This window comes from Shimia abyssi (assembly GCF_003014475.1).
GTDB classification, from domain to species: Bacteria; Pseudomonadota; Alphaproteobacteria; order Rhodobacterales; family Rhodobacteraceae; genus Shimia; species Shimia abyssi.
Map to the genome: position 1 here is coordinate 104083 of NZ_PYGJ01000005.1, position 24550 is coordinate 128632.

The window sequence follows — 24550 nt, forward strand, 5'->3', positions numbered from 1 at the left end:
TGGCTCCACCCCCAAACACCTTAGATCTCGGATCACATCACATGACCCTTCCTCCCGGCCTCCTGATCTCCGCACCGTCCTCCGGCACTGGTAAAACCACCGTGATGCTTGGCCTTTTGCGCGCTCTTGCTGAGGACGGGCTAACCGTACAACCGTTCAAGTCCGGCCCTGACTATATTGACCCTGCCTTCCACCGCGTCGCAGCACACCGCCCGTCGTTCAATATCGACACCTGGGCCATGCACGACGCGTTGGTCTCAGGCATTTCCGATCAGGCGCAAGGTGCAGATATCGTCGTTGCCGAAGGCTCCATGGGCCTGTTCGACGGTGTTGCAACACGTGGTGAAAGCGGCTTTGGCTCCTCGGCAGAAACCGCACTGCGCATGGGCTGGCCTGTTGTGCTGGTGATCGACGTAGGCGGTCAGGCGCAATCGGCCGCCGCCACCGCGCTTGGTTTCAAAGCCTATAACCCCGACCTGCCTTTTGCGGGTGTTATCCTCAACCGCTGCGCCTCGCCACGTCACGAACGCCTCGCCCGCCTTGGTATGGACCATGCGGGCGTCAAGGTGCTGGGTGTACTGCCCCGCCGGGGTGATCTTGCGCTACCAGAACGCCACCTCGGCCTGATCCAGGCTGTTGAACACTCCGACCTCGAACAGGCGATCCAAGGCTACGCCACCTTCCTGCGTGACCATGTCGACCTTGAGGCGATCAAATCCGCCGCCCTTGCTGGCACGCCTCACTCAACTCCCGGCGCTCTGCCCAAACCGCCCGCGCAACGTATTGCGCTGGCTCAGGATGCGGCCTTTTCCTTCACCTACCCCCACGTTTTGACGGGTTGGCGCAATGCGGGCGCGGAAATTCTGTCCTTCTCGCCCCTCGCCGACGAAGCCCCTGCCACCGACGCCGATCTCGTCTGGCTCCCCGGCGGCTATCCTGAACTGCACGCAGGCACCCTTGCCGCCAATGCCACATACCTCTCCGGCTTGCGTAAACACGCTGAAACCAAGCCCGTGCACGGTGAATGCGGCGGCTACATGGCCTTAGGCACCGCATTGATCGACAAGGAAGGCACCCGCCACCAGATGGCTGGGCTGCTTGGCCTTGTCACCTCATACGAAAAACGCAAATTCCACCTTGGTTACCGACAAGCCAGCCTGCACGCCCCAATGCCCGGCTTTGGGGCTGGTGCGCGCCTGCGTGGGCACGAATTCCACTATTCCACCATCCTCGAAGAGCCCGACGCGCCATTGGCCCAAGTGGGCGACGCCGACGGCAACCCTGTACCCGAAACCGGTTCTTTACGCGGTAATACGACCGGCACCTTCTTCCACCTGATCGCAGAGGCCAGCAAATGAGCGGATTTGTCAGCTTTGTCGGCTCTGGTCCCGGCGACCCGGAACTGCTCACGCTCAAGGCCGTGGACCGTCTGAAAAAGGCCGACGCCATCCTGTTTGATGATCTCTCGTCCGGTCCGATCCTCGAACATGCCAGCGCAGAGGCCGATCTGGTCGGCGTCGGCAAACGCGCGGGTCGACCATCGCCAAAACAAAACCACGTCAGCCAGCTGCTCGTGGACTATGCCCAATCCGGCGTACATGTCGTGCGTCTGAAATCCGGCGATAGCGGCATATTTGGACGGCTCGAAGAAGAAACCGACGCGCTCAAGGCAGCCGGGATCGATTATGAGATCATTCCCGGTGTCACCTCGGCCTGCGCCGCTGCCGCCGCCGCTGGCATCCCACTAACCCGCCGCCTTGTGGCGCGACGGGTTCAGTTTGTTACCGGTCACGACGTGGCTGGTGCTTTGCCCGGCGATCTGCATCTGCAATCACTGACCGATCCCGGCGCGACAACCGTGCTCTTCATGCCCAAACGCACCTTTCCGGCCTTGGCCGAGAAACTTTTTGCCTCGGGTCTGCGGCGCGACTGTCCGGCCCTCTTGGCGGAAAACGTCAGCCACGCCGACCAGACCCTGCAGCGCACCACCATGTCCGACCTCGCCAAACAGCTCTCATCCGAGATCTCCGGCACGCCCGGCCTCATCCTTTTTGGCGACCTCGCCGAAAGCTGACCTTTCAAGACGGACGCCCCTATGATTAAGCTCTCTCTCGTCGGCATCGGCAGCGGCAACCCAGATCATCTAACCCTTCAGGCCATCCGTACGCTTGAAAGTGCGGACCTGATCCTGTTGCCCCGCAAAGGTGACGACAAGACCGAGTTGGCCGATTTGCGCCGGATGATCGCGCAAGACATATTGCAAACTACACCTCAGATCGTCGAGTTCGATTATCCGGTGCGCGACGCGGCGACGCCAAAATACCTTGACGGTGTCAACACCTGGCACGATGCGCTCGCCGCGATCTGGGGTGGACTCATTGCGCGGCACGCCCATCCCGACGGCCATGTGGCGCTGATGGTCTGGGGCGATCCATCGCTATATGATTCCACACTGCGCATCGCTGATCGTCTCACAGCGCAGGGGGTCAATATCGAAGTCTCGGTCGTGCCCGGCATCACCTCGCTCCAGATGCTGACTGCGGCGCACGCCATCCCGCTCAACACATTGGCCGGGGCTGTCCAGATCACGACAGGGCGCAATTTACGCGACCATGGCTGGCCTGCGGGTGCCGAGACTGTGGCGATCATGCTAGACGGAGAGTGCTCTTTTCAGCATCTTGACCTGGATAAATACCGCATCTGGTGGGGCGCCTATGTCGGCATGCCCATTCAACTCTTGATCGAAGGGCCGCTGGTGGACGTTCACGCAGAAATTGTCGAAGCCCGAGCTTCTGCGCGCGCTCAAAACGGGTGGATCATGGATATCTATCTATTGCGTAAAATGTGACATCACGCGCTTTTTGGGCCGAAAATTGCTCTATGCGAATCTGAATTCGGCCTGAACAATACCCCGCAAACCGTTGAAATTGGTCCTTTTTGCGCGATTTTTGACGCCCGTTGGCGTCAAAAATTACCATAATCCTGAAAATTCGAACCAAATGCGCAATAACCCAGTTTTTGCCCCGTTCTCGACGCATTCCTTGAGCACATTTTGCAGTGCGCGGCCTGAAATCCGCCTCAAGCAGCGCGTGTGCAAATAGTGTGTATTGTTTTGTTTTCGAATGAACAGCCGAAGAGAAAGGGCTGAGGATATGAAAATAATGGCCGTCGACGACGACGAGAGCATTCGCGAACTGCTGATTGAGGCAGTTGCCGCCAAGAGTGCGCACACGATCAAGGTCGCCTCCTCCGGCCCGGAAGCCATCCGTATGCTTGCCAGAGAGAATGATCCCTTTGACTGCTTCCTGCTCGACATCCAGATGCCGATCATGGACGGCATTACCCTGTGTTCGAAAATCCGCAAGACCAAGGGCTATGCGCGAAAACCAATCCTGATGCTGACAGCCATGTCGCAAAAGAAATACATCGACGCTGCCTTTACCGCCGGAGCCACGGATTTCATCACTAAACCCTTCGACTTTCTAGAGCTGTTCACCCGCATCAATGTGGCAGACAAGCTTGCCGGCGAACAGGCACGCGTGATTGAGGGTACCTCTGAAATGTCCGCGCTTAAGCGCGACCTGATGACCCATACCGCCCACAGCCTCAATGAACCTGTCGAACTGTCCGGGATCACGCAGGTCGTTGGCTATGTGGCTTTTGAAAACTACCTCATGCAGCTATCTCGCGCGTCTTTGCTGCGTTCTTCGGTCTTTGCGATCAAGATTGCCGGGGTAGAGCGCCTGTTTGACTCGGTCAGCCATATCTCGTTCCGCCAGATGTTGTCAGACATCGCCAGCGAAACCATGTCAGTGCTTGCCGAAAACGATGCTATGGCCACCTATCGAGGCAACGGCATGTTCTTGGTCATGGTGCCAAAGATCGGCGCATTTTCACACACACGTTTCGAAGTGGAACTGAACTCGCGTCTAGACTATGTGCCCTCGCTGCATGTGGACGATCAGAACGTTAAAATTTGCGTCGGCGAACCTGTTTCCATGCGATCGCTTACGCGTGCCGGGGCAATGTTCTCCTTGCAAAAAGCCGGAGCCAACGCCGAGCAACGCGCCAAGAACCAAAAGGAAATCCTCTCCCTTTTGCGCAGAACAGCGCGTGTTCACCGCCGCTCTGGTTTCCAGAGTGAAATGGAGCGACGCGCCTATGAGGTCTTGCTTCAGGACGCATTGCGTGAAGAAAACACACTTCCCGATGCCAAAGCATACGGATAGCATTTCCCAATCAACCGAAATTTTGAATGCGGGCAGCGTCATCGGCGCTGCCCTTTCATTAGTGCTTCGTCTTACTCAGATCCATCAACGCGACCTGAACACGCGCGCCGTCCATTTCCATAACCGGCCCCGCGGGTTCCGCAACCAGCCCCAAGCGTCCAATCCACCGCGACCAGACAGCCGGCACCAGCCCCAGCACTTTGGTCGCGCCCAATTCACGCGAGGTGGCAATCAACTGGTTCATCAGTTCGGCTTGGACTCTGGTACGGGAACTTGCGGGTACTTTGTTTGAAATAAACACGCGACTGGATTCCCAAATATTAACATCCACAGGTGCTTCAAAATCCAACAAGTCCGTGGGGATCGCATCTAGCATCCCCTTTTGCGCGTCCCGGATCATATAGGAATACATCCCGCAACGCGCCGTTGTGGGCGTCAGCCGAATACCCGCCAGAACGTCACCGCCATCGTGAACGGCAATCCAGCGACTGGCAGGCGTGTCGTATTGATCATACTCCATTCCCTCCGCCTCCGGCAGGTTCCACTTATTCTGAACAATAAAACACTGTCGACGCGCTTTCAGAAGCTTAACAAGCAACTCGCCGTGGACGTGCAAATTCTCAAAGGACAGGGTGGTTGCTAGCATGTCCCCATCTCTCCTTAGATGTCGATTTAGTTCGAAACCACACAGGCGAAAGACACAGCCGGACCAACGCGTGGGCAAGTCCGGAAAACCAATTTTTCTGAGGTCTAAAGATGGGGGTATACTCAGCCCGAAAACCGATCATGCGCACGTTCAATATCGGCTGCGGCCAAGACCGTAGCCGAGAACATGACATGTACCCAAACGGAACGACCAACCGGTCGACCGTTTCGGCCACGCTAGTTTTGAAACTGCGTAGCAACTGCTCTGCCTCATTTTTTTTTTAAGACAGACACATAACTGTCGAAAATTCCACCAAAAAATGCCATTCTCTAGCTTAGGCGGATTTGGGTGTGGCAGAAACACCGCCCAAGATGACACTCATGCTCAACATATTGTCACTTTGCTAGCGGCATGCACAATTTGCAGGACGCTCTTTGCACATCCGCCCTTTACCATTGTGGTTCACAAAATCGTGGATTCTCCAACTTGAGACCACGAATTTGCCCCTTTGCCCAAACATGCTGTGAATTCACGGACCAGTTCCTGGACCGCACACCACATCTGTCGCTGCCAAGAGGGTAACATGTCACCTTATTTCATGACGTTTCACGTAAAAGGCGAACTTGTCGGGAGCATGTTATTGCGAGAACCCGAACAGAAACTTCTGATTGATGTTTCGCCCAATCCCAGCACTGGCGCTTCAGCTCCGGGTTTTGCTCACCCCGAGCGCGTGTGTTTCACACTTAAAAACCCCGATCTCATCAAGAGGTTTCGCGACGAAACTTCGCCTGGCGACGTCATCGAAGCGACGGGCACCTTTGCCCAATCTGGATATATCCCGCACAAGACCAGTTACATTGATACAACCTTTCTATTGCTCGATTTCAACTGCCGTGCCCAAAGCTGGCCGGAATTGTTCCACGCCGGACGAAAGTATTCTCTGCCGGAAATGGTCTGGATGCACTGAAATCAACGAACTCCCGCCGAACGCACACCACGCTTAAGTCACAATTCTAGGATTGAGTAGAGCGACCAGACCGTTCCGCATGAGTGGGACAAAACCACAAACCGGGTATCGCAAAATGCATACTGACATTTCCAAACGGCCAGCCGAAGTCAACACGCTGAGACATCGCCTAGGACGTATGCTTGCTCGGTTCATGTTTGCCGAGACACCAAGTATTGAGAATGTCCGCCGGTATGAAAAACAGCTCCACGATTTTGCAAGTGGCGGCTTGGCCTTGTTTTGGCAGCGCCAGGGCATCTATTTCGGATCCGCTCTGTTGTGTGGCTTTTACTACAGCATACCCGTAGCGGCATTTTGCTACCTATTCTGCCAACTCGCTGATATCTTTGACAGCTTTGTGTCGCTCAAGGTGGTTAACCGCAAGAACCACTCATTCCGTCACACACGTCGCCTGCTGGCATTTCTGTTTTTGTCCAACCTATTCAGTTCGCTTGCTGTGGCCACATTTACATTGCTGGTCGCTGAGCTTGAGGGACCAGCAGAGCACTTTACGTCGCTGTTCTTCCTGTTTGCAGCCGGTTTGTTTGCCGCCGTCAACAATCACCAATTGCCACAGGTTCTGGCTGTGCGTCTCGTGATTTATGGTGCCCTCTTCATCTACATTCCAGCACATGACATCTGGATGGAAAACCCGCTCTATGGGTCTAAGATGTGGCTGCACTTCGCCACCGCTATCTTTGTCCTCTATTTCGTTCTGGAATGCTCGGTCATCTTCCTGCGACTATATCAGCGCGGGCTGGATCAACTCGAAGAACTGCGCACTGAACGTGACCGCGCTCGCGACGCCTATGAAGTTAAGTCGCAATTTGTGTCCGTCGTAAGCCATGAGCTTCGCACGCCACTCACATCCATCAACGGCGCGCTTGGCCTATTGCGGGATGCGGACTTGTCCGACAATCCCGAAAGCGCAACGCGGATGCTGAACATCGCGCACAAAAACAGCCAGCGTCTTAGTAAACTGATCAACGATCTGTTGGACATCCAAAAGATGGAATCCGACAAGATGACTTACAATTTTGCGCCTTTGGACCTGTCTGACCTACTCGAGGAAGCCCGCCAGTCTATTGCGCCCTATGCCGATCAATACGATGTGGACGTTGTTCTTACAAAAATTGAGCCCGACCTGACGGTTTTGGCTGACTACGAACGCATGATGCAGGTCCTCAACAACCTGCTGTCTAACGCAGCAAAATTTTCGCCTGCGGGCGGTCGCATCGAACTCTGCGTTAAACGCGACAGCGACTTAGCGGTACTGGAAGTCAAAGATTTTGGCGAAGGCATTCCAGAGAACTCACGCGATCTGGTTTTTGGCAAATTCACTCAGGTTGATGGCTCAGACAAACGCAGCCACGATGGCACAGGCCTGGGCTTGTCGATTGTCCAGCAAATCGTGTCCGACCATCAGGGTTACATCGATTATGAAAGCGTACTTGGTGAGGGCACCCGCTTTTATGTCGAGATCCCGCTGATGTCCGAAACACGCTGAATACAGAGCGGATCGTCAAATGGCCAAAAATCACCATACCGCTCTTGCCGCTCTCAGATCCCGTTTTGTCGCCGGATTACCCAAACGCGAAGAAGAGCTTGAAGATTTAACAGCAACGTTACTGACCAAGGGCCCATGCCCCCAAACGCTCGAACAATTGTATTTCGCCGTCCACAAGCTTGCCGGGATCGGCGCGACATATGGGCTGACCGCAATGGGCCGACAGGCTGAGATAACGGAGCAACTTATCGACACGGCCCGCCAAAACAAATCCACAGGCAAAACGCTGGTTGATATTCTTTTGGCAACTGAGCTGCTCACGGACGAACTGCGCGCCGCCGTCGCGCGCGGCTAGGACGCTTCGGCAATGCGACGGATTTGCTCCGGCAAGGTCACAGGGTCAAACGGCTTTTGAATGGCACCTGCCGCCTCGTTTTGTATGACATCCTGATGTTCGGTTGCGACGTTCTTGGAGGTCATGAAAATGGCTGGGGTCTGGGCCAAAGACGGGATCTTGCGCAACGCCGCCAAGGTTTCAATCCCGGTCATCCCCGGCATCATCATGTCCAGCACAATCACATCCGGCGCAAACGCTTCGGCTTTGCTCAGCGCAACAGCGCCGCTTTCGCATTGCAAAACGTCAAACCCGCCCAGTTCGGCCAGCGCAAGATTGGCAATCTCCCGAATATCCGGGTCATCTTCGACATGCAAAATTCGTCTGACCTGCACCATTCCCGCGCTCCAATCCCTGCGATTATGCAAAATCCTATCGTGCTGTGTGACCGGAAAAAAGAGGTCGATTGTATCATGTAAAAGCAAACTGGCGCTAACCCGCGAGGGTCGCGCCAGTCTTTGATGCAGTTCAGCGCCACAATGACGCTGAGCGTCAGACAAAGTCGATGTGGCTATACAAAGGCAAACTGCGAATGCGCTGCCCCGTTGCAGAATAAATCGCATTGGCCAAGGCAGGCGCAGCGGGCGGAACAGGCGGTTCTCCTGCGCCGCGTATCTTGGCACCGTTTTCCAGGGCACGCACCTCGATTTCAGGGCATTGATACAGCCGCAATCCCTCAAAACTATCGAAATTCGACTGTTCGGCCATCCCGTCTGAATAAGTGATCTCGCAGTTTATTGCGTGACCTAGGCCGAACACGACTCCGCCTTGCAACATGTTTTCAAGGTTCACCGGATCGACAACCTTTCCAACATCCGCCGCGACCCAGACCTTTTCGATCCGAATGCCATCCGGCGTGGCGCGTACCTGCACCACTTCTGCGGTTGGCACGCCAAAGCTTTCGACAAAGGCCACCCCTTTGCCTTGACCAGCCTCGAGCGGTGCACCCCAGTTTGACATTTCAGCCACCGTTTCCAGAGCTTTGCGGCTCGGGTCATGGTCAATCAGCCGCAGACGCTCTGCCATAGGATCGGCACCCGCCGCATGGATCAGCTCATCCAACGCGCAATCGAAAAAGAACCCGTTGGCCGACGCACCCACCGAGCGCCACGACGACACCGGCGCCAATTCCGGCGCGCGATACGCCCTCATGCGATAATTTGGGATGGCATAAGGGTTGTTCCACGCGCCCGCTGCGATCTGACTGTCCGGCCCCGGCACCGCAATATCCGCCCGCCCCATCTGCGACGCAACAACCGAAGGCATGGCAATCTGCAAATCAAGCGTTTCAACCTTGCCGTCGCGCACTGTACCGCTCGCACGGGCAATCCCCGGTTGGCGGGGAAAGTCGTGGGCAAAATCCTCTTCACGCGAATAAGTCAGCTTGACCGGCGTACCACGCATTTGATTGGCAATCTCGGTTGCTTGTTTGATGTGCTCAAACTCAAGCCGATGCCCGAAACTGCCGCCCATGTATTGGTTGTGAAACGCAACCTGCTCAGGTACATGCCCGGTGATGGCTGCAACCAGCACCTGCAACTGGCGCGGTATCTGATGGCCTGTCCACACGGTGACACCATTCTCTTCAACCAGTACCGTGGCGTTCAGCGGCTCCAGCGGCGCGTGTGCGACGTAGGGTACGCGATACTCTGTCGACACCAGGCTGCCCTCTGTCAGCCCCGCGACGACATCGCCGTCATCGCGCCACGTCTTGTCCAGCTGCTCTTCATTGAATGACCCCTCGATCACTTTCCAATGATCTGCCTGCTCCGCCGGGTATGGCGCGTCGCCCCAATCGACCGACAATGCCTCGGCCCCTTGAAACGCGCGCCATGTGTTGTCCGCAATCACAGCTACACCGCCGGCTATCTCGACAACCTTCGACACCCCACGCATCGCCAAAGCGTCGGTCGCGTCAAAGCCCTTCAGCGCGCCACCCTGTCGTGGGTTCACCTTAACCGCTGCGTGAACCGCGCCATCAATCTCAAGGTCGATCCCATAAGTCTGTGTGCCGGTCGACTTGGCCACTACATCCATCCGTTGCATCGGCTTGCCGATCAACCGCCACGCCTTTGGATCGCGCAGCGTAACGTCCGTAACAGGGTCTATCGTCGCCGCGATTGGGGCCAACTCCTGATAAGACAGCTTTTCACCACTCGGCAGCACGACATGTCCGCCCTTGGTGCTCAGTCGCGCAACATCAAGGCCCGCTCTCTGCGCCGCCGCCGCCTTCAACGTCTCACGTGCAACTGCACCAGCCATGCGCAGCTTATCAAAGCTGTCAGGAATGGTCGTCGAGCCTCCGGTGATCTGCATCCCCATTAGCTTAACCATACCCCCCATCACGTCGCGCATGCTTTCGGCGATAAAACTCGCGTCCGACGACATGAACGGCACGCCTTCATCCGCCAGTGCACGGTTCCAATAGGCCTTGTCAGGTGCGCCAAAACTGATCTCGAACTGTCCAAACTCTAGGTCCAGTTCCTCGGCGATCAGTGCAGCCTGCGCATGTGCTACACCCTGCCCCTTGTCGCCATGTGGACCAACCAGCGTGATCTTGTCCGTGTCAATCATGACCCAAGGGTTAAACGTCGCCCCTTGCGCCGAAACGGCGTCTTCCAATGGATTGTCATACGGTGTCTTCACCTTATACGCCCCAAACGCGACGCCCCCGACCAGAGCCGCAGAACCGATCAGAAACGAACGACGCGCTATCTTGCCAACTTTACCCATGGGTCACGCTCCCTGTGCCTTGGCAGCGGCCAGCTTCACTGCTGCCCGAATGCGTGGATAGGTGCCACACCGGCACAGATTGCCCGACATCGCTTCGTCGATTTCCGCGTCACTCGGGTTTGGAATGTCCGACAACAGTGCCGCCGCCTGCATCACCTGCCCCGACTGGCAATAACCGCATTGAGCAACCTGTGTCTCGATCCAGGCCTCTTGCACCGCGTGCAGCGCCTCTGGGCGACCCCGCCCGTTGATCGTGGTCACGGGTCCATCCACATCTGACACATAAGTTTGACAGGACCGCACGGCCTGACCTGCGATATGCACCGTGCACGCGCCGCAGGCCGCAATTCCGCAGCCGTACTTCACACCTTTGATGTTCAGCTCATCGCGCAGCACCCACAGCAGCGGCATGTCATCTTCGACATCCACCTCGTGTCGCTGCCCATCCACGATCAATTCCACGTTATCTCTCCTGCTGTTCCGAATGGATACAGAAGGAAAATAGTGTGGCTTCAGAAGGATTTGTCTCGCAGGTCGCGCCAGTTTACTCGCGGATCGTGCCAAATTTCTGCGTATTGCGCCACCCGGCCACACCGGCCGAATGGCATGTCGTCGGGGCGTTTTACCAGAACTTCAGACCGCGCCCGTCAAGCACGAGCGTAGCGCCAAGGCTGATCTTGACGTCGTCTTGCGCCACCATGGTGCCGTAGCCATAGCGCCCAACAGCGTTGCTTGCACTCAACTCCAAATTCAAGCCGGTATTGGCCGGACGCCAGCGTACACCCGCGGCCCAAACCAGCGAATTTGGTCCTTCGGTGACCGGTGTGATCTCGGCCAACGCGCTCAGCCCTCTTATGGGTGACGCATTAACGCCAAGACCCAGACCGAAGGATTCAGTGCTCCCCCATGCCGCAGCCTTAGGTTCCGCCATCAGCGCAAAGCCGTCATTGGCCTTATAAGACATCGGGACGCTGGCAAAGAACGTGCCGTCGCCATTGTTTTCCTCGCGCCCCATCAGCACCTTACCAGCCAATGAGAACGGGCTGCCGTTGTTTTGGTCCATAAGGCGGATCGTTCCGCCGACAACCCAGGTTTCGGCAAAGCCCGGCACCGTCGGACGCCCAAGCGAGCCGTCATCCGACCATTGTTCATAGGCCGCCTCAATCTGAAAATCATAGTCGGGGCTGAATTGAATACCTCCTGACCAGCTGTTTTCCGAACCAGCAAACCCGGTCAGGGCAACCCGCCCCGGGCTCAATGTATCAGGCGAACTCAGCGTGATCCCGTCAATTTGCAGCTCTTGCTGTCGTTTGCTCAACGGTTCGCCAGACAGGCCGCGATAGTTGGGCCGATAGCCTTCACGCTCGCCCGGCGTATATGTGACCATGGCACCGACCAACGCTTCGTCGCCGTCCGGGAAGAAGGTCAGCACACGGGTGGCCGGGGTAATGCCCATGCCATTGGTGGAGAAGACATCCAGCGCAACTTTGGGTGTCGCATTAAACCGCGCACCCACAGTCCAGACCGGCACCTGATCTACGGTTCCAGCTGTGGTTACTGTGTTGTTGCCTGATAGCGGCACGTTGACCGACCCATAAGCCGCAAAGCGTTGAGTGGGCTTCCAAGTGGCGCCAAATCCCATCGACGCAACTGTTCCATAAAGCCGTGTGCCGCCAATCGAGTCAGGCAAAAAACTGACACCCGGCGTTGCTGTCAGCAACCATTCGCGGCTCGGCGCATAGCTGATCGGAACATAAACACTCCCGATCGCGCCCGAATATTCTGTCCCGGCAACACCGGTCAGATTGCGCAGCAACGCGTGTTCAATCGACGCTTCGGCGGCGATTTTCCACTGCTCATTGTCAAGAACACGAAAGGTGCCGTGAAACGCATTCGAGCGGACCCGGATCGGGTTCAGCGCGCCATTGATCGGTGTGGGAGGCGGATCCTGAAAGGCGGATTGCGAGAACCCCAGCTGGAACCTGTCGGAAATCCCATAGTTAAAACCAAAGAAATAGACCTGGTTGCCGGTACCGCCCGCGGCGTTTGTAGAGCCGGGTATCGTGTGCAACAAACCGACGGTCGCGTCTGCTTCGCCCTTGTCCAGCGTCACACCAGTGGGAAAGTTAAACTGGTGGCGATATGGTGCTTCCAGAGGCGCATTGGCCGTGTGGCCATCCGCGAATACAGTGCTGGCAAGGCCTCCAGCGATCAATCCCAAGAAACCGCCTGTGATACAGCTTCGTCTGACAGGGCGCTTGGAATAAGTCATAGCAATCCACTTTCTACATGGCGCTTAACCAAGCGCCTTGGTTCAAAACACCGATTGAAAGTGGTCTAACTCAAATGCATGTCCGTTTCCAGCTTTTGAGCGCTACGCATGGCGTCAATGCTGCACTGTGGCAGAACCGCCAGATTTTGCGGCGAATCATCGCCGCTTAACCAGTTGCAGCAATGGCGGTTCACCGTTAGCGAAACCGGTGGATAATCGTTAGCGCAACCGAACGCCAAACCGTCACATTTATCGCTAACACTTTCTTTTTTGGGCGCTTTTATCTTTCGCGATTGCAGCAAGACCACTATAGGAAACACAACATCAGCATCCGCAGCTTTCGCGATTTCAGGAGATTGTCATGACCGTCACCGTAGGTATCAATGGATTTGGCCGTATCGGTCGCTGCACCCTCATGCACATCGCAGAGGAAGCGCGCGAAGACGTGCGCGTCGTCAAAGTAAACGCCACCGGGCCGCTGGACACAGCCGCACACCTGATCCGATATGACAGTGTGCATGGCCGCTTCCGCAACGAAGTAATCGCCCGCAACGGTACACTTGATGTTGGTCAAGGTCCGATCCGTATGTTCTCGACCTACGATATGGACGAGCTAGACTGGTCAGGTGTTGATGTCGTTCTGGAATGCACCGGCAACTTCAACGACGGCGAAAAGGCCAACAAGCACCTCGAGCGTGGCGCAAAGAAAGTCCTGATCTCGGCACCCGCTAAAAACGTGCAAAAGACCATTGTGTTTGGCGTGAACGACGACCAGCTCGAGGCCAATGACAACATGATCTCCAACGGATCATGCACCACAAACTGCCTCGCTCCGATGGCCAAGGTTCTGAACAACGCATTTGGAATCGAAAATGGCATCATGACAACGATCCACGCCTATACCGGCGATCAGCCCACGCTAGACCGTCGCCACTCGGATCTCTACCGCGCCCGTGCCGCTTCAATGTCCATGATCCCTACGTCGACCGGTGCCGCCAAGGCGCTTGGCGAGGTGCTGCCAGAACTCAAGGGCAAGCTTGACGGGTCCGCCATTCGCGTACCAACTCCAAATGTTTCAGCCGTCGATCTGACGTTTACCGCCTCCAAAGACGTCACCGCTGAAGACGTGAATGCGGTTATGGCCGAAGCCGCCGCTGGCGCAATGAAGGGTGTTCTGGGCTATAACGAAGCACCGCTGGTCTCGGTTGATTTCAACCACACCACCGAAAGCTCAACATTTGCCGCTGACCAGACCAAGGTTTTGGGCTCTCGCCTCGTGCGTGTTCTAGCATGGTATGACAACGAATGGGGCTTTTCGGCACGTATGGCCGACGTCGCCTCCAAGATGGGCCGCATCTAAGACACACTTTTTCAAACCTCTCTTGCGCCTCCGGGGGGGGTCAGGCATATCTGCTTTGACTACTACAAACCCCGGGGGCGCAGTGCGTCATGACCAATCCAATCGCTGTCTTTCTCACTGTGCTGATCCTCGCCGGTCTTGGCGCAGATCTGATTTTCAACAGTGGCGATGCGACTATGCTATTGGCACGCAAGTTTTTTGACCTGATCGAGTGGGTCGCCTTTTGGCGTTAACCCCTTGCCCGGTATCAGCTTTTTAGCCGATACCCAGTTTTAAACAACCACCACGCCAATACCAGAACCACAAGCAGCGCACCGACCACGACTGCCAGTCCAAACCATGGCGCGCCATCAGAAACACCAATCATTCCATAACGTGCGCCGTCAATCAGGTAAAAGATCGGGTTGAACCGCGTAATCACCTGTAGGCTCTCCGGCAGGGCGGACACCGAATAGAACGTGCCAGACAGAAACGCGAGCGGTGTGACAATAAAGTTTGTAATCGCCGCCATCTGATCAAACTTGTTGGCGAAAACACCAGCCACGATCCCAATAGCGCCCATCAGTGCACCGCCCAAGGCTATGAACACGATCAACCAGATTGGGTTTGCAATGGATATACCCAGCACAAGAACAAACCCGGCGGCAATACCCGTCGCGACTAGAAATCCACGCGCCGTCGCACCTACCAAATACCCAATTACAATTTCCGCTGGCGACAAAGGAGGCATCAAAGTATCCACAATATTGCCCTGCACCTTAGAGATCACAAGAGAGGACGACGTGTTGGCAAAGGCATTCTGGATTACGGTCATCGTCATGATACCGGGTGCAAGAAAAACAGTGAACGGCACACCCATCACATCGCCCCGTGACGGCCCGATGGCGATCGAGAAAATCAGAACAAACAGCCCCGCCGTGACAAGTGGCGCCAGCAATGTCTGCGTCCAAACGGCCCAGAACCTCATGATCTCGCGCTTGATCAGCGTCCACATGCCTAACCAGTTTACCCGGCCAAAACGACGGACGCCCATCTCTAAATCATTCATTGCCTGATCCTGCTCTTCCAGAAGTGATTCTCGGCCTTGTAACTCAGGGCGGGGTGGCTAGAATAGGCCCCTGATCAAGATTTGCAGAGGCGGCTCCGACGGGGTCGCTTTTTCATGCATTTCGTGACCTTTTGAAATGCATGGCGTCAGGCATCGCCGGCAAGCATTCTCAAGGGGCGCGACGTGCGACAGCTAAGGAAGCAGTAATGTCCTGGACCGACGAGCGCGTAGAGCTATTGAAGAAACTATGGGGCGAAGGCCAGTCGGCCAGCCAAATCGCCAAAGAACTAGGCGGTGTGACGCGCAACGCCGTGATCGGCAAGGTGCATCGTCTCGGGCTGTCCAACCGGTCGACCGGTGGGGCCAAAGCCGATGCCAAGCCTAAGGTAGAGACCAAGCCAAAGCCGGCGCCCAAGCCCAAGGCGCCCCCCGCGCCCAAGCCAAAGGTCGCAGAATCCAAACCAGAGCCCAAAACCGAACCGGCCGTGCCGCCAAAACCCGCGCAATCATTGCGCAAGGCGATCATTCCCGCAGGCCAACCCTTGCCGCCGCAGCCGTCGGCCAACGAAATCAGCCCAGAGGCTTTGGCTAAGGTCAACGAAGTTGAAAAGACAGCCAAAAAGCTCTCGCTGATGGAATTGACCGAACGGACCTGCAAATGGCCCGTTGGCGACCCTGCAACAGATGAGTTCTGGTTCTGTGGCCTGCCTGTCCAAGCAGGAAAACCCTATTGCGAGGCCCATGTCGGCGTCGCCTTCCAACCGATGAGTTCGCGCCGCGATCGCAAACGCTGATCCGCCCCGCTTGGTAATAATCAATCAAAGGCCCAGACATATGTCTGGGCCTTTTTTTGTTTCGCGCCAACACTCAAACCCCGTCAAACTGCACCCGCAACCGCTCTGCCCGCTCGAAAAAAGCGCTGCGGATGTCGGCAGCGTAGGGGTTCGCGGTCTCTATCGCATGCAAAACCGTCGGCGGATCATCCTGCACCATGCCGATGGCCGCGCGTAAATGCTCAAAACTCGCCGTAGTCATTCGCTCCGGCAACGGCCCCATACCGGCCAAGACCTTCGCAATCAGATGGGTCAGCCCCTGCACCATCGCCGCCTCGCGATCATGCGCTTCGGGTGTGGTCACAATCACGTCCAACCCGATACGACGCAGAAACCCCGCCACAGAGCGCCACCGCACCCCGCGCAATGGGCACACGGCAATCTTGTGTCCGGCAATGCCGTCACGTGCGCTTTGTGGCCCAAACAGCGGATGAGTGCCCACTATATCCACATGGCTCGGCAGCAGCTCATCCATCACCCGCATCGGCTCGACCTTGACCGATCCAACGTCCACAACCAACGTGCCCGGCTTCAACAATGGCGCAAGGCGCGCGCACAGATGCGGCACCCGTGCCACCGGGATACATAATACAACGATGTCACATTGCGCAGCATCCTCAAGCGTACCCATCGGCAGAGCCTGGCCTGTGTCCAGCACTGCGCCCACATAGGCCGGATCACAGACCAGAATATCCATGTGCGGGCATAGCGCACCCGCCATAAGCCGGCCAAACCCACCAAATCCAATCAGCCCCAAACGCGGCCTTTTTCCTAAACCCATCACAATATTCCCATCTCGGGGCCGCGCAGGTCGGGATCAAATTTGATTGAAAGCTGCGTCGCTCAACCCCGCCAAACGCGGCGGTTGAACATCACAATCACCCCGCCACTATGTGGACAGGGGATAATAGACAAACGTGTTAGTGCAGCTCTGTGTCATGGCCACTGGCTCGCACAGGATTGGGCTTGGGTCAAGCCTGCACAGGCTCTCGCATGTCGACCCAACGCACATAAAACGCCGCCAATAGCGAAATGGCCACAGAGGTCAGGATCAGAACCAGCAACATGACCGCGCCATTTTCGGGCGTCAAAAGCAACCCAGTCGCCCATGTGAGCAAACCGCCCCCGGCAACACTCATGGCACCCGCCATGCCAGACGCACTGCCCGCCAGCTTGGGGCGCACCGACATCACTCCGCTATTGGCCGCCGGCAGAGTCAAACCATTGCCCACACCCACAAAAATGACCGGTGCAAAAAACGAAATCGGCGTCACAATCCCGCTCAGCACCAGTGTCAGCCCCAGCAACAATCCCGCCGCGCCAACAATGCGCCCCGCAAGCGTCATCACAAACACCGGGTAGCGTTTAGACATGCGCCCCGACAGGAAACTGCCAAACGCAAACCCCATAGTGATTGCCCCCACCGCCAGCCCGGTCGCCGCCGGGGATAATTCAAACACCGCCGCCCCCACCAGCGCCGCGCCGGTGATATAGATATAAAACGCGCCCAGCGAAAACGTGATGCAGATGGAATATCCCCAAAATCGCCGCGACCGCAGCAATTCGGGATAGGCTTTGAACTGGCTCAGGATTGTCTTGGTGGGTGACGTGTTGGTCTCCCCTAAATCGCGCCACGCCAAAACCAGTAACCCAAACCCGGCCAGCACAAAAAAAACAAAACTCGCGCGCCAGCCAAACGTCTGATCCAGCAACCCGCCGATCATGGGACCAGTCATTGGCGCAATCGCCATCACCATCGAGATATAGCCCAGCTGACTGGCCGCCGTCCGCTCGTCAAACATGTCCCGCACTACTGCGCGGCTCAACGCCATCCCGCCAACAATCGCGCCCTGTAAAACCCGGAAAAACAGAAATACCCAAATATCCCGCGCCAATAGACACCCAACTGACGCAATCGCAAACACGGCCAGCCCTGCCAGCAAAACCGGCCGTCGCCCGTATCGGTCAGACAACGGCCCCATAATGATTTGCAAAACGGCCGTCACCCCAAGGAACCCGGCAATCGACAGGTTCGCCATGCCAAACGATACACCAAATTCAGCGGCGATGTTTGGCAGTGACGGCAGAAACATATTCAACGACAGCACCGAAATGCCCGTCAACAGGATCAAGGTCGATATGCGAGGAGGCGTTTGGGCGGCTTGAAACATCCCCCCTTCTGACACGTTCCTCAGTTGTTGCCCAGCAGCTTCAAAAGCCCCTTGCTGGCTTCTTCCTCCAGCTTCTTTTTGACCGCATCTTCGGTGGATTGCCCCTCTTCCTTGACGATGCCCAGCTCCTCTTCCAGCTTCTTCTTAGCCTCTTCCTCCAGGGCTTTGCGCTCTTCATCAAGGTTCTGTTTCAACAGCGCATCCAGGTCCGGCGCGATCCTCGGGTTGTCCCAGCTGCCATCAATCCGCACCGGCACCGCCAGCCCCGATCCATCCTCGCTGCGAAGCTTTGGTGTAAAAGTGTAATCCAACACCCGCTGCCCCAGCCCGATGTCCCCTATACCGCTAGCCACAATCCGTGGCAGTTCCATCAACAGATCCTCATTGCGCAACACGCCACCTTTGATGGACCAGCTCGCACTCATACTGTCGAAAACGGTCGTGCCACCGCTGGTGTCACCCCGGAACAGCTTGTCCAGATCGATCCCCTCGATGGTTCCACGCCCCACGGCCACATTGCCCGACCCGCTCAGCGCATTCATAATGTCATATTGCGACGCGCCCGAGCTGAGAAAGCTGGCCACAACATCCGCCTTGCCGGTGAACCGATCTATGCCAGCACTTGCCCCCAACAGCCCCTTCAGCGCGATCTGCGCAACGTTCAGATCCCCGCGCACCGACAGCCCGCTGCGGTTATTGGCCACGAACGAGCCCGTCACCACACCGTCATAAGCCTGCAACTCGTGCAGCGTCGCCACCGCGCGGGCATTGTCGATCTTCACCGTTGCCCGTGTCCGCCCAATCACCATATCACCCAGATCAATCGCCTCGGCACCAAACTCGATCTGCCCGTCAATCAGGGCCAGCGCGCTGGCGTCAATCGGCGCTTTCGACCAGCCGCCTGCACCGCTCACCGGGGCATCTGCCTCTCCCTCGGCGCCCCCCAGTGCCAAACGTCCAGCCACGACATTCGCCGTCACAACCGGTTTAACCCCACCCAGCGCCACATCCGCCTCGGCCTGCACCGCGTTGCCCAGCCCGGTAATCACGCCTTTGCGCAGGCTGACCGCCAAATCCCGCGTCAGGGTTACATCACCTTCAAACCGCGCAGGCCCCGGCACACCGCCGCCCAGCCCTAGCGCGCCCATAAACACCGTGGCATCTGACAAATCTGCCACAAGCCGCCCCGCCATTTCTGGTGCAATCCCGACGCGCCCGTCAAAATCCACGGTCCCGCCAATGGCCGTGACCTTAGTCACCAATGTCGACACATCGCCATTCATCAACGCACTCAACTGCCCGACAGTTGCCGTCACATCCACGTCATGCCCCGCCGGACGCGCCGTCATCGACAGCTCTGCCGGCGCATCGGCCCCCGGCCACGCCAAAGCCAGATCAAGGTTGTCCAGATCAAACCGATCCCCGCCATGATCCACATAGCTCAGCCGCGCACGCTTGACGGTCAGCGACTCCAGCGAAATCTGACGCTGCGACGTGGCCGTGGACGCACCCGGCGCCGCCTCTCCCCCGGCGGGGAACAGCTCCCAGTTCACCCGCCCATCCGCCGCCTTTTCTAACAGCACAACAGGCGCCACCGCCTCTATCTTAGTAATACGGATATCCCCGGTAATGGCCGCCATCACATCCACGCCAATCGCCGCGCTCTCGGCTTCAAACATCGGTCCTGCCTCGGACCAATCCGCATTACTCAGCGACACCGGCCCGGTCGAAACCCCAAACACCGGATACCAGCTGATCCCGACATCGCCCTCAAACACCAGATCCCGCCCGGTCTGCGCCTTGACCTGATCCGCCGCCAGCTGTGCGATCTTCTCACCCGGCAGCAACACCACCAGCGCGATCAACCCAACCACGACAACAACAACCGCCCCCAACAACACCCGGATCAACCGCATACCACACTCCTCAAACCTGCCTGTCCCTCCAGCCTATCCGCGCGCGCCACAATCAGGCAACTCAAACTCCCGTCACCGCAACCGAAACCGCGCGCGTAGGCCAAAGAGGAACAACATTGGCAGGCTGAGCACCTTCTGAGACCCCGACCAAGTGATCAAGGACGGTGGAGACACCTCAATCACGTCTCTCAAATACAGTCGCCCAAAGCCAAAAATCGGAAAAAGATTGTATAAACTCAGCTCCATCGCCGTGCCCACCCAACCACCGCCCGTGCTCGCAAAACACCCCCAGAATGCCGCAACCCCCATCGCCTAACACCCAACTAACCACCAAACCGGATAGACTATCGACTCCCATAATTCGAGAACACCCGAAACAGCCAATGCGGCACCTTGCTCATCATCCTCCGCCGCTCGCATCTTGCGCAAAAAAAGAAATGCGCTTCAACCGTCAGCCCCTGCTGGGTCAACGCCTGGCGGAGGCGAACAAAGCGTCAGCGATGAACGTGGCGAAATAGATCCTAGCGGTGGTTTTTGACCGGTCAATTTCGCCCTTAACAGACGGCCGACCGGGATAGTCCGACGCACCATCGCGCGCCTTCCAGATCAGCGCATGTCTGTCCGCAATTTCGACTTTCGCCTCATCCCAGCCTCGCAACTCCGCCACGTCTATCCCAGTCGATTCTGCCGCGCTCTCCTGTTCTTCGGCGCTAAGCCCCTCATTCCAAACCCGCCAGTTCTTCTCATGAAGCTCCCAGTCAAGATCCTCCCACTCTCGTTGTTCGTAAAGAGTCATCAACACATACCAAGGTTCCTCATTCGCCGGTTTCAGCCCGCTTTCATTCTTTTCACCCATACCGGTCTCACCATCCATACCAACTCAACCCTACCTTTCCCCTTCCGGTCATTTCAGCAATTCCCAAACCCGTCCGCATCCCCTATATGCCCCCCATGTCCAGCAATCCGCCCGAACTCCGCCCCGATCTCGCCCGCGCCCAAGTCGCGCCCACCAGCCGCCCCGGTCAGCCCACGATCGGCATGGTCTCGCTCGGCTGCCCCAAGGCACTGGTCGACAGCGAACGCATCCTCACCCGCCTGCGCGCCGAAGGCTACGGTGTGTCGCCGGACTATTCCGGCGCCGATGCGGTGCTCGTGAACACCTGCGGCTTTCTCGACAGCGCCAAGGCCGAAAGCCTTGAGGCCATAGGTGAGGCCATTCAGGAAAACGGCAAGGTCATCGTGACCGGCTGCCTTGGCGCGGAACCCGAATACATCACCGGCGCGCACCCCAAGGTCCTCGCTGTCACCGGCCCGCACCAATATGAACAGGTGCTCGACGCCGTGCATGTTGCCGTGCCCCCCGATCCGGACCCTTTTGTCGACCTGCTCCCGGCGCGCTCAGTCTCGCTCACGCCACGCCACTACAGCTACCTCAAAATCTCCGAGGGCTGTAACCACGCCTGCAAATTCTGCATCATTCCCGACATGCGCGGCAAACTCGCCTCCCGCCCCGCCCACGCGATCCTGCGCGAGGCGGAAAAGCTGGTCGAAAGCGGCGTCAAGGAACTGCTGGTCATCTCGCAGGACACCTCCGCCTACGGGCTCGACCGCAGATATTCCACCCACCCGTGGAAAGACGGCGAGGTCCGCTCGCATATCACCGATCTCTCCCGCGAACTGGGGAAACTGGGCACGGCCAAAGACCTCTGGGTCCGCCTGCACTACGTCTACCCCTACCCCCACGTGCGCGACCTGATCCCGCTCATGGCCGACCCTGACAACGCCGTTCTGCCCTATCTCGACATCCCCTTCCAGCACAGCCACCCCGACACGCTGCGCCGCATGGCCCGCCCGGCGGCTGGCGCCAAAACGCTGGACGAAATCGCCCGCTGGCGCGCCACCTGCCCAGACATCACCCTGCGCTCCACCTTCATCGTCGGCTATCCCGGCGAAACCGAAGCCGAATTCCAGCACCTGCTGGATTGGATGGACGAGGCCCAGCTCGACCGCGTCGGCTGCTTCCAATACGAAAACGTCGACGGCGCGCGCTCCAACGCCCTGCCCGATCACGTCCCGGCCGAGGTCAAACAAGACCGCTGGGATCGCTTCATGGAAAAAGCACAGGCCATCTCCGAGGGCAAACTCGCCGCCAAAGTCGGGAAGGTCATGGACGTGATCGTCGACGACATTGACGCCGAAGGCATCGCCACCTGCCGCACCAAGGCCGACGCCCCCGAGATCGACGGGAACCTGTTTATCGATGAGGGAACGGACGGGTTGTCGGTCGGAGATATTGTTCGCGTTGAAGTAGACGAAGCGGGGGAGTATGATCTTTGGGGGTGCATTTCGAAATGAGAAACGCTCCAGTGGAGCGTTTCCGAAATGCACGGGCGGAGCCCTACTAACCACCGGGTGAACTAATGAATAGCTTTGAAAATGGTGTTCTTCGAAATTTCTCAATTGGCGGGTTCTTGGGCGCAGTTCTTGGCGTTTGCTTCATAATCGCAATTGAGGCTGAACTATCCGACGAATACACAAAGTATTGGACATACGGTATCAGCGCGTTAGTGGCCCTTCTCGGTTCAGGTATTGCAGTGGCAGGTGTTCTCACCAGTATCGCCAACCAAAACCGCATTTTTGATGAAACGAGGAAGAAATCTCTGCTCGCTTCCAAAGCACTTCTGCCTTTGGCACTTTCAAGGTTTCACGAGATCGCAGAAAACGGAACTGGTATAGCATTGGAAGAAGAGATCTTCCTTAATGACCCTGACAATTCCGATATCGTCCGAAGTCGGCTGGAAATCGACGAAGCAACTGTAGGCGTACTCAAAGAATGCATAGAGTTATCTGATGAAGTAACCAGAAAATGGATGACTACAATATTCTCAAGATACCAAGTTGCGCGTTCAAGAACGATTGGGCAAGTTTCGGATCGCCATCGATTGTTAATCGATTCAGTCCGTGGAGATCTGGCTTACGATTTGGAGGTCATTCGAGCGATGGTCGCGCACTTGTTCGATTACGCGCGCGACATCGGGAATCGAATTTCGCCGTCCGAACAAATTGATCTTGAGACAATTAGAATATCGATTTCTCATCCAAGCTATGCTTCCGCCAGATACGTCTCGGCCCAATCCAGGATTGAGGAGCGACGAGCGGCGCTTGGCGATGGATCAATAGAAAACTTCTCGCTCGGAGATTGAAGGACACGCCCTAGACCATCCCCACCAACACAACCACCCAAGCCACCCCCGCCGCAATCGCCGTCATCGCCACACCCGCGCTGCCCGCATCCTTGGCCAGCCGCGCCAGTTCGTGTTTCTCGGTCGAGATAAAATCCACCGCCCGTTCAATCGCCGTATTGAACAGCTCCGCCGCCAGCACCAACACCCCCAGCGCCAATATCAGCGCTCTCTCCCCCGTGCTCAACGGCAACCACAGCGCCAGCCCCGCAGAAACCAGATTAACCCAGACCCAGCTGCGAAACGAAAACTCAGACCGCCACGTCGCGACCAGCCCGGCCCAGCTCCATACACAGCGATTTTTGGTGTGTTCAATAAATTTCCGCATGGCCCCTCCCATGGTCACTCTTGCCCAGCCCGCAACGTGTTGCAACGCGCACCGTTACTGATCCACCTCCCCTCGCCCGCCGTATCCTTGATGATACACATCCAAGAGGCTCAAATGCCCCCCGAAACCCGCGTCCTTTACAACGCCGATTGCCCGATCTGCGACGCAGAGATCTGCCACTACGCCCGTTACACTGGTGCGCGCGACATCCCCGTGCGCTACGATGATCTCAACACCGACGCGCGCCTTGAATGGGGTATTGACCCTGAAACCGCCGCCAGGCGACTACATGTCCTGCATGGCAACGAACTTCATGTCGGCCTCGATGCATTCCGCATTCTGTGGTGGCAAATGCCCCGCTATCGCCCTCTCGCCTGGCTAACCGGCTTGCCGGGGGTTTATCACGTTGCCTCTGCGACATATGACAAACTCCTCGCACCTTGGCTCTTCCACCGCCACTTGAAGCGCAAGCAAAAGCACCCCGCTGGACCGCGCCAAACCACTGATCAACCACCTCTCGCGCCGCTCACCCTTATTCTCAGCCATCCAACCAAAAAGGAAACCAGCATGCATGACGCCCCCATCATCGCCCAAAAATCGCCGATCCCGGTCGAGGTCGAAGCCGGGAAATCCTACTTCTGGTGCGCCTGCGGCCAATCCTCAAAACAGCCTTTCTGCGACGGTTCACACAAGGACACCGGGTTTACGCCGGTAAAATACACAGCCGAAGACAGCAAAAAGGTCTTCTTTTGCGGCTGCAAACACTCGGCAAACCAACCCACGTGTGACGGCACCCACTCCAAGCTGGGCTGACCGCCCGTAAGTCGGACAATATTGTCCGACCTACCACCCGCTTGACGCCCCC

Annotated in this window: 24 protein-coding genes and 1 pseudogene; 14 read left to right on the forward strand and 11 right to left on the reverse strand. The window is 57.2% G+C overall.

Features of this window, described 5'->3' with window-relative positions; translation table 11 throughout:
* Positions 1-41: 41 nt before the first annotated feature.
* The 4 genes from CLV88_RS10500 (at position 42) to CLV88_RS10520 (ending at position 4229) form a co-directional block, all read left to right on the forward strand.
* Entirely contained in the window at positions 42-1358 is a 1317-nt protein-coding gene (locus CLV88_RS10500; RefSeq protein ID WP_106608347.1) for a cobyrinic acid a,c-diamide synthase CobB, read from the forward strand.
* Positions 1355-2074: a uroporphyrinogen-III C-methyltransferase gene (gene cobA / locus CLV88_RS10505; protein WP_106608348.1), complete on the forward strand. Its 720-nt coding sequence runs from the start codon at positions 1355-1357 to the stop codon at positions 2072-2074. The genes CLV88_RS10500 and cobA overlap by 4 nt, the downstream gene beginning before the upstream one ends.
* A gap of 21 nt (positions 2075-2095) precedes the next feature.
* Positions 2096-2848, forward strand: a complete 753-nt coding sequence (gene cobF / locus CLV88_RS10510) for a precorrin-6A synthase (deacetylating) (RefSeq protein WP_106608349.1) — start codon at positions 2096-2098, stop codon at positions 2846-2848.
* 313 nt (positions 2849-3161) lie between these two features.
* Entirely contained in the window at positions 3162-4229 is a 1068-nt protein-coding gene (locus CLV88_RS10520; RefSeq protein WP_165798858.1) for a response regulator, read from the forward strand.
* A 58-nt stretch (positions 4230-4287) separates the two neighbouring features.
* On the opposite strand, the gene CLV88_RS10525 is transcribed toward CLV88_RS10520, so the two are convergent.
* On the reverse strand, positions 4288-4875 hold the full coding sequence (locus CLV88_RS10525; protein WP_106608352.1) for an acyl-homoserine-lactone synthase: 588 nt from the start codon (positions 4873-4875) through the stop codon (positions 4288-4290).
* A gap of 583 nt (positions 4876-5458) precedes the next feature.
* Here CLV88_RS10525 and CLV88_RS10530 point away from each other — a divergent pair.
* The 3 genes from CLV88_RS10530 to CLV88_RS10540 all read left to right on the forward strand — a co-directional run bounded on the left by CLV88_RS10530 (position 5459) and on the right by CLV88_RS10540 (position 7743).
* Positions 5459-5842 (forward strand): hypothetical protein, encoded by a 384-nt coding sequence (locus tag CLV88_RS10530; protein WP_106608353.1) that lies wholly within the window; start codon positions 5459-5461, stop codon positions 5840-5842.
* A 79-nt stretch (positions 5843-5921) separates the two neighbouring features.
* Positions 5922-7388 carry a sensor histidine kinase gene (locus CLV88_RS10535; RefSeq protein ID WP_106608354.1) on the forward strand — a complete coding sequence of 489 codons (1467 nt, stop codon included), beginning with the start codon at positions 5922-5924 and terminating at the stop codon, positions 7386-7388.
* Between the two features lie 19 nt (positions 7389-7407).
* Positions 7408-7743, forward strand: a complete 336-nt coding sequence (locus tag CLV88_RS10540; protein WP_106608355.1) for an Hpt domain-containing protein — start codon at positions 7408-7410, stop codon at positions 7741-7743.
* Here the strand turns inward: CLV88_RS10540 and CLV88_RS10545 are convergent.
* The 4 genes from CLV88_RS10545 to CLV88_RS10560 all read right to left on the reverse strand — a co-directional run bounded on the left by CLV88_RS10545 (position 7740) and on the right by CLV88_RS10560 (position 12787).
* A complete protein-coding gene (locus CLV88_RS10545; RefSeq protein ID WP_106608356.1) occupies positions 7740-8120 on the reverse strand; it encodes a response regulator in 381 nt (126 codons plus the stop codon). The two genes, CLV88_RS10540 and CLV88_RS10545, sit on opposite strands and share 4 nt — an antisense overlap.
* A 154-nt stretch (positions 8121-8274) precedes the next feature.
* Positions 8275-10515 carry a xanthine dehydrogenase family protein molybdopterin-binding subunit gene (locus tag CLV88_RS10550; RefSeq protein ID WP_106608357.1) on the reverse strand — a complete coding sequence of 747 codons (2241 nt, stop codon included), beginning with the start codon at positions 10513-10515 and terminating at the stop codon, positions 8275-8277.
* Positions 10516-10518: 3 nt separating this feature from the next.
* Positions 10519-10977: a (2Fe-2S)-binding protein gene (locus CLV88_RS10555; protein WP_106608358.1), complete on the reverse strand. Its 459-nt coding sequence runs from the start codon at positions 10975-10977 to the stop codon at positions 10519-10521.
* Positions 10978-11137: 160 nt separating this feature from the next.
* Positions 11138-12787: a hypothetical protein gene (locus tag CLV88_RS10560; protein WP_106608359.1), complete on the reverse strand. Its 1650-nt coding sequence runs from the start codon at positions 12785-12787 to the stop codon at positions 11138-11140.
* A gap of 361 nt (positions 12788-13148) precedes the next feature.
* Here CLV88_RS10560 and gap point away from each other — a divergent pair, with 361 nt between their 5' ends.
* Entirely contained in the window at positions 13149-14147 is a 999-nt protein-coding gene (gene gap / locus CLV88_RS10570; protein WP_106608361.1) for a type I glyceraldehyde-3-phosphate dehydrogenase, read from the forward strand.
* An 89-nt stretch (positions 14148-14236) separates the two neighbouring features.
* Entirely contained in the window at positions 14237-14380 is a 144-nt protein-coding gene (locus CLV88_RS23020; RefSeq protein ID WP_165798859.1) for a hypothetical protein, read from the forward strand.
* A gap of 14 nt (positions 14381-14394) precedes the next feature.
* Here the strand turns inward: CLV88_RS23020 and CLV88_RS10575 are convergent, their stop codons facing one another.
* On the reverse strand, positions 14395-15195 hold the full coding sequence (locus CLV88_RS10575; RefSeq protein WP_243403630.1) for an ABC transporter permease: 801 nt from the start codon (positions 15193-15195) through the stop codon (positions 14395-14397).
* A 206-nt stretch (positions 15196-15401) separates the two neighbouring features.
* Between CLV88_RS10575 and CLV88_RS10580 the strand changes: the two genes are divergently transcribed.
* On the forward strand, positions 15402-15989 hold the full coding sequence (locus CLV88_RS10580; RefSeq protein WP_106608362.1) for a GcrA family cell cycle regulator: 588 nt from the start codon (positions 15402-15404) through the stop codon (positions 15987-15989).
* A 73-nt stretch (positions 15990-16062) separates the two neighbouring features.
* Here the strand turns inward: CLV88_RS10580 and CLV88_RS10585 are convergent, their stop codons facing one another.
* From CLV88_RS10585 to CLV88_RS10605, 4 genes are all read right to left on the reverse strand, one after another.
* Positions 16063-16809 (reverse strand): prephenate dehydrogenase, encoded by a 747-nt coding sequence (locus tag CLV88_RS10585; RefSeq protein WP_106608363.1) that lies wholly within the window; start codon positions 16807-16809, stop codon positions 16063-16065.
* A gap of 190 nt (positions 16810-16999) precedes the next feature.
* Positions 17000-18199, reverse strand: a complete 1200-nt coding sequence (locus CLV88_RS10590) for a multidrug effflux MFS transporter (RefSeq protein ID WP_106608364.1) — start codon at positions 18197-18199, stop codon at positions 17000-17002.
* A gap of 20 nt (positions 18200-18219) precedes the next feature.
* Complete coding sequence (locus tag CLV88_RS10595) at positions 18220-20115, reverse strand: AsmA family protein (protein ID WP_106608365.1); 1896 nt, start codon at positions 20113-20115, stop codon at positions 18220-18222.
* Positions 20116-20581: 466 nt separating this feature from the next.
* On the reverse strand, positions 20582-20971 hold the full coding sequence (locus CLV88_RS10605; RefSeq protein WP_165798860.1) for a hypothetical protein: 390 nt from the start codon (positions 20969-20971) through the stop codon (positions 20582-20584).
* Positions 20972-21066: 95 nt separating this feature from the next.
* Here CLV88_RS10605 and rimO point away from each other — a divergent pair, with 95 nt between their 5' ends.
* The gene (gene rimO, locus CLV88_RS10610; protein ID WP_106608487.1) at positions 21067-22470 is read left to right on the forward strand and encodes a 30S ribosomal protein S12 methylthiotransferase RimO; all 1404 of its coding nucleotides are present in this window, start codon (positions 21067-21069) and stop codon (positions 22468-22470) included.
* A 65-nt stretch (positions 22471-22535) separates the two neighbouring features.
* Positions 22536-23318, forward strand: coding sequence for a hypothetical protein (locus CLV88_RS10615; protein ID WP_106608367.1), 783 nt, complete (start codon positions 22536-22538; stop codon positions 23316-23318).
* Positions 23319-23328: 10 nt separating this feature from the next.
* Here CLV88_RS10615 and CLV88_RS10620 read toward each other — a convergent pair whose 3' ends face one another.
* Positions 23329-23685: a diacylglycerol kinase gene (locus tag CLV88_RS10620; protein WP_106608368.1), complete on the reverse strand. Its 357-nt coding sequence runs from the start codon at positions 23683-23685 to the stop codon at positions 23329-23331.
* 114 nt (positions 23686-23799) lie between these two features.
* Between CLV88_RS10620 and CLV88_RS10625 the strand changes: the two are divergent.
* Together CLV88_RS10625 and CLV88_RS10630 are read left to right on the forward strand one after the other, a co-directional pair.
* Positions 23800-24102, forward strand: a pseudogene (locus CLV88_RS10625) (thiol-disulfide oxidoreductase DCC family protein); the annotation flags it as partial.
* Between the two features lie 150 nt (positions 24103-24252).
* Positions 24253-24498 carry a CDGSH iron-sulfur domain-containing protein gene (locus CLV88_RS10630; RefSeq protein ID WP_106608488.1) on the forward strand — a complete coding sequence of 82 codons (246 nt, stop codon included), beginning with the start codon at positions 24253-24255 and terminating at the stop codon, positions 24496-24498.
* The last annotated feature ends 52 nt before the right edge of the window (positions 24499-24550 follow it).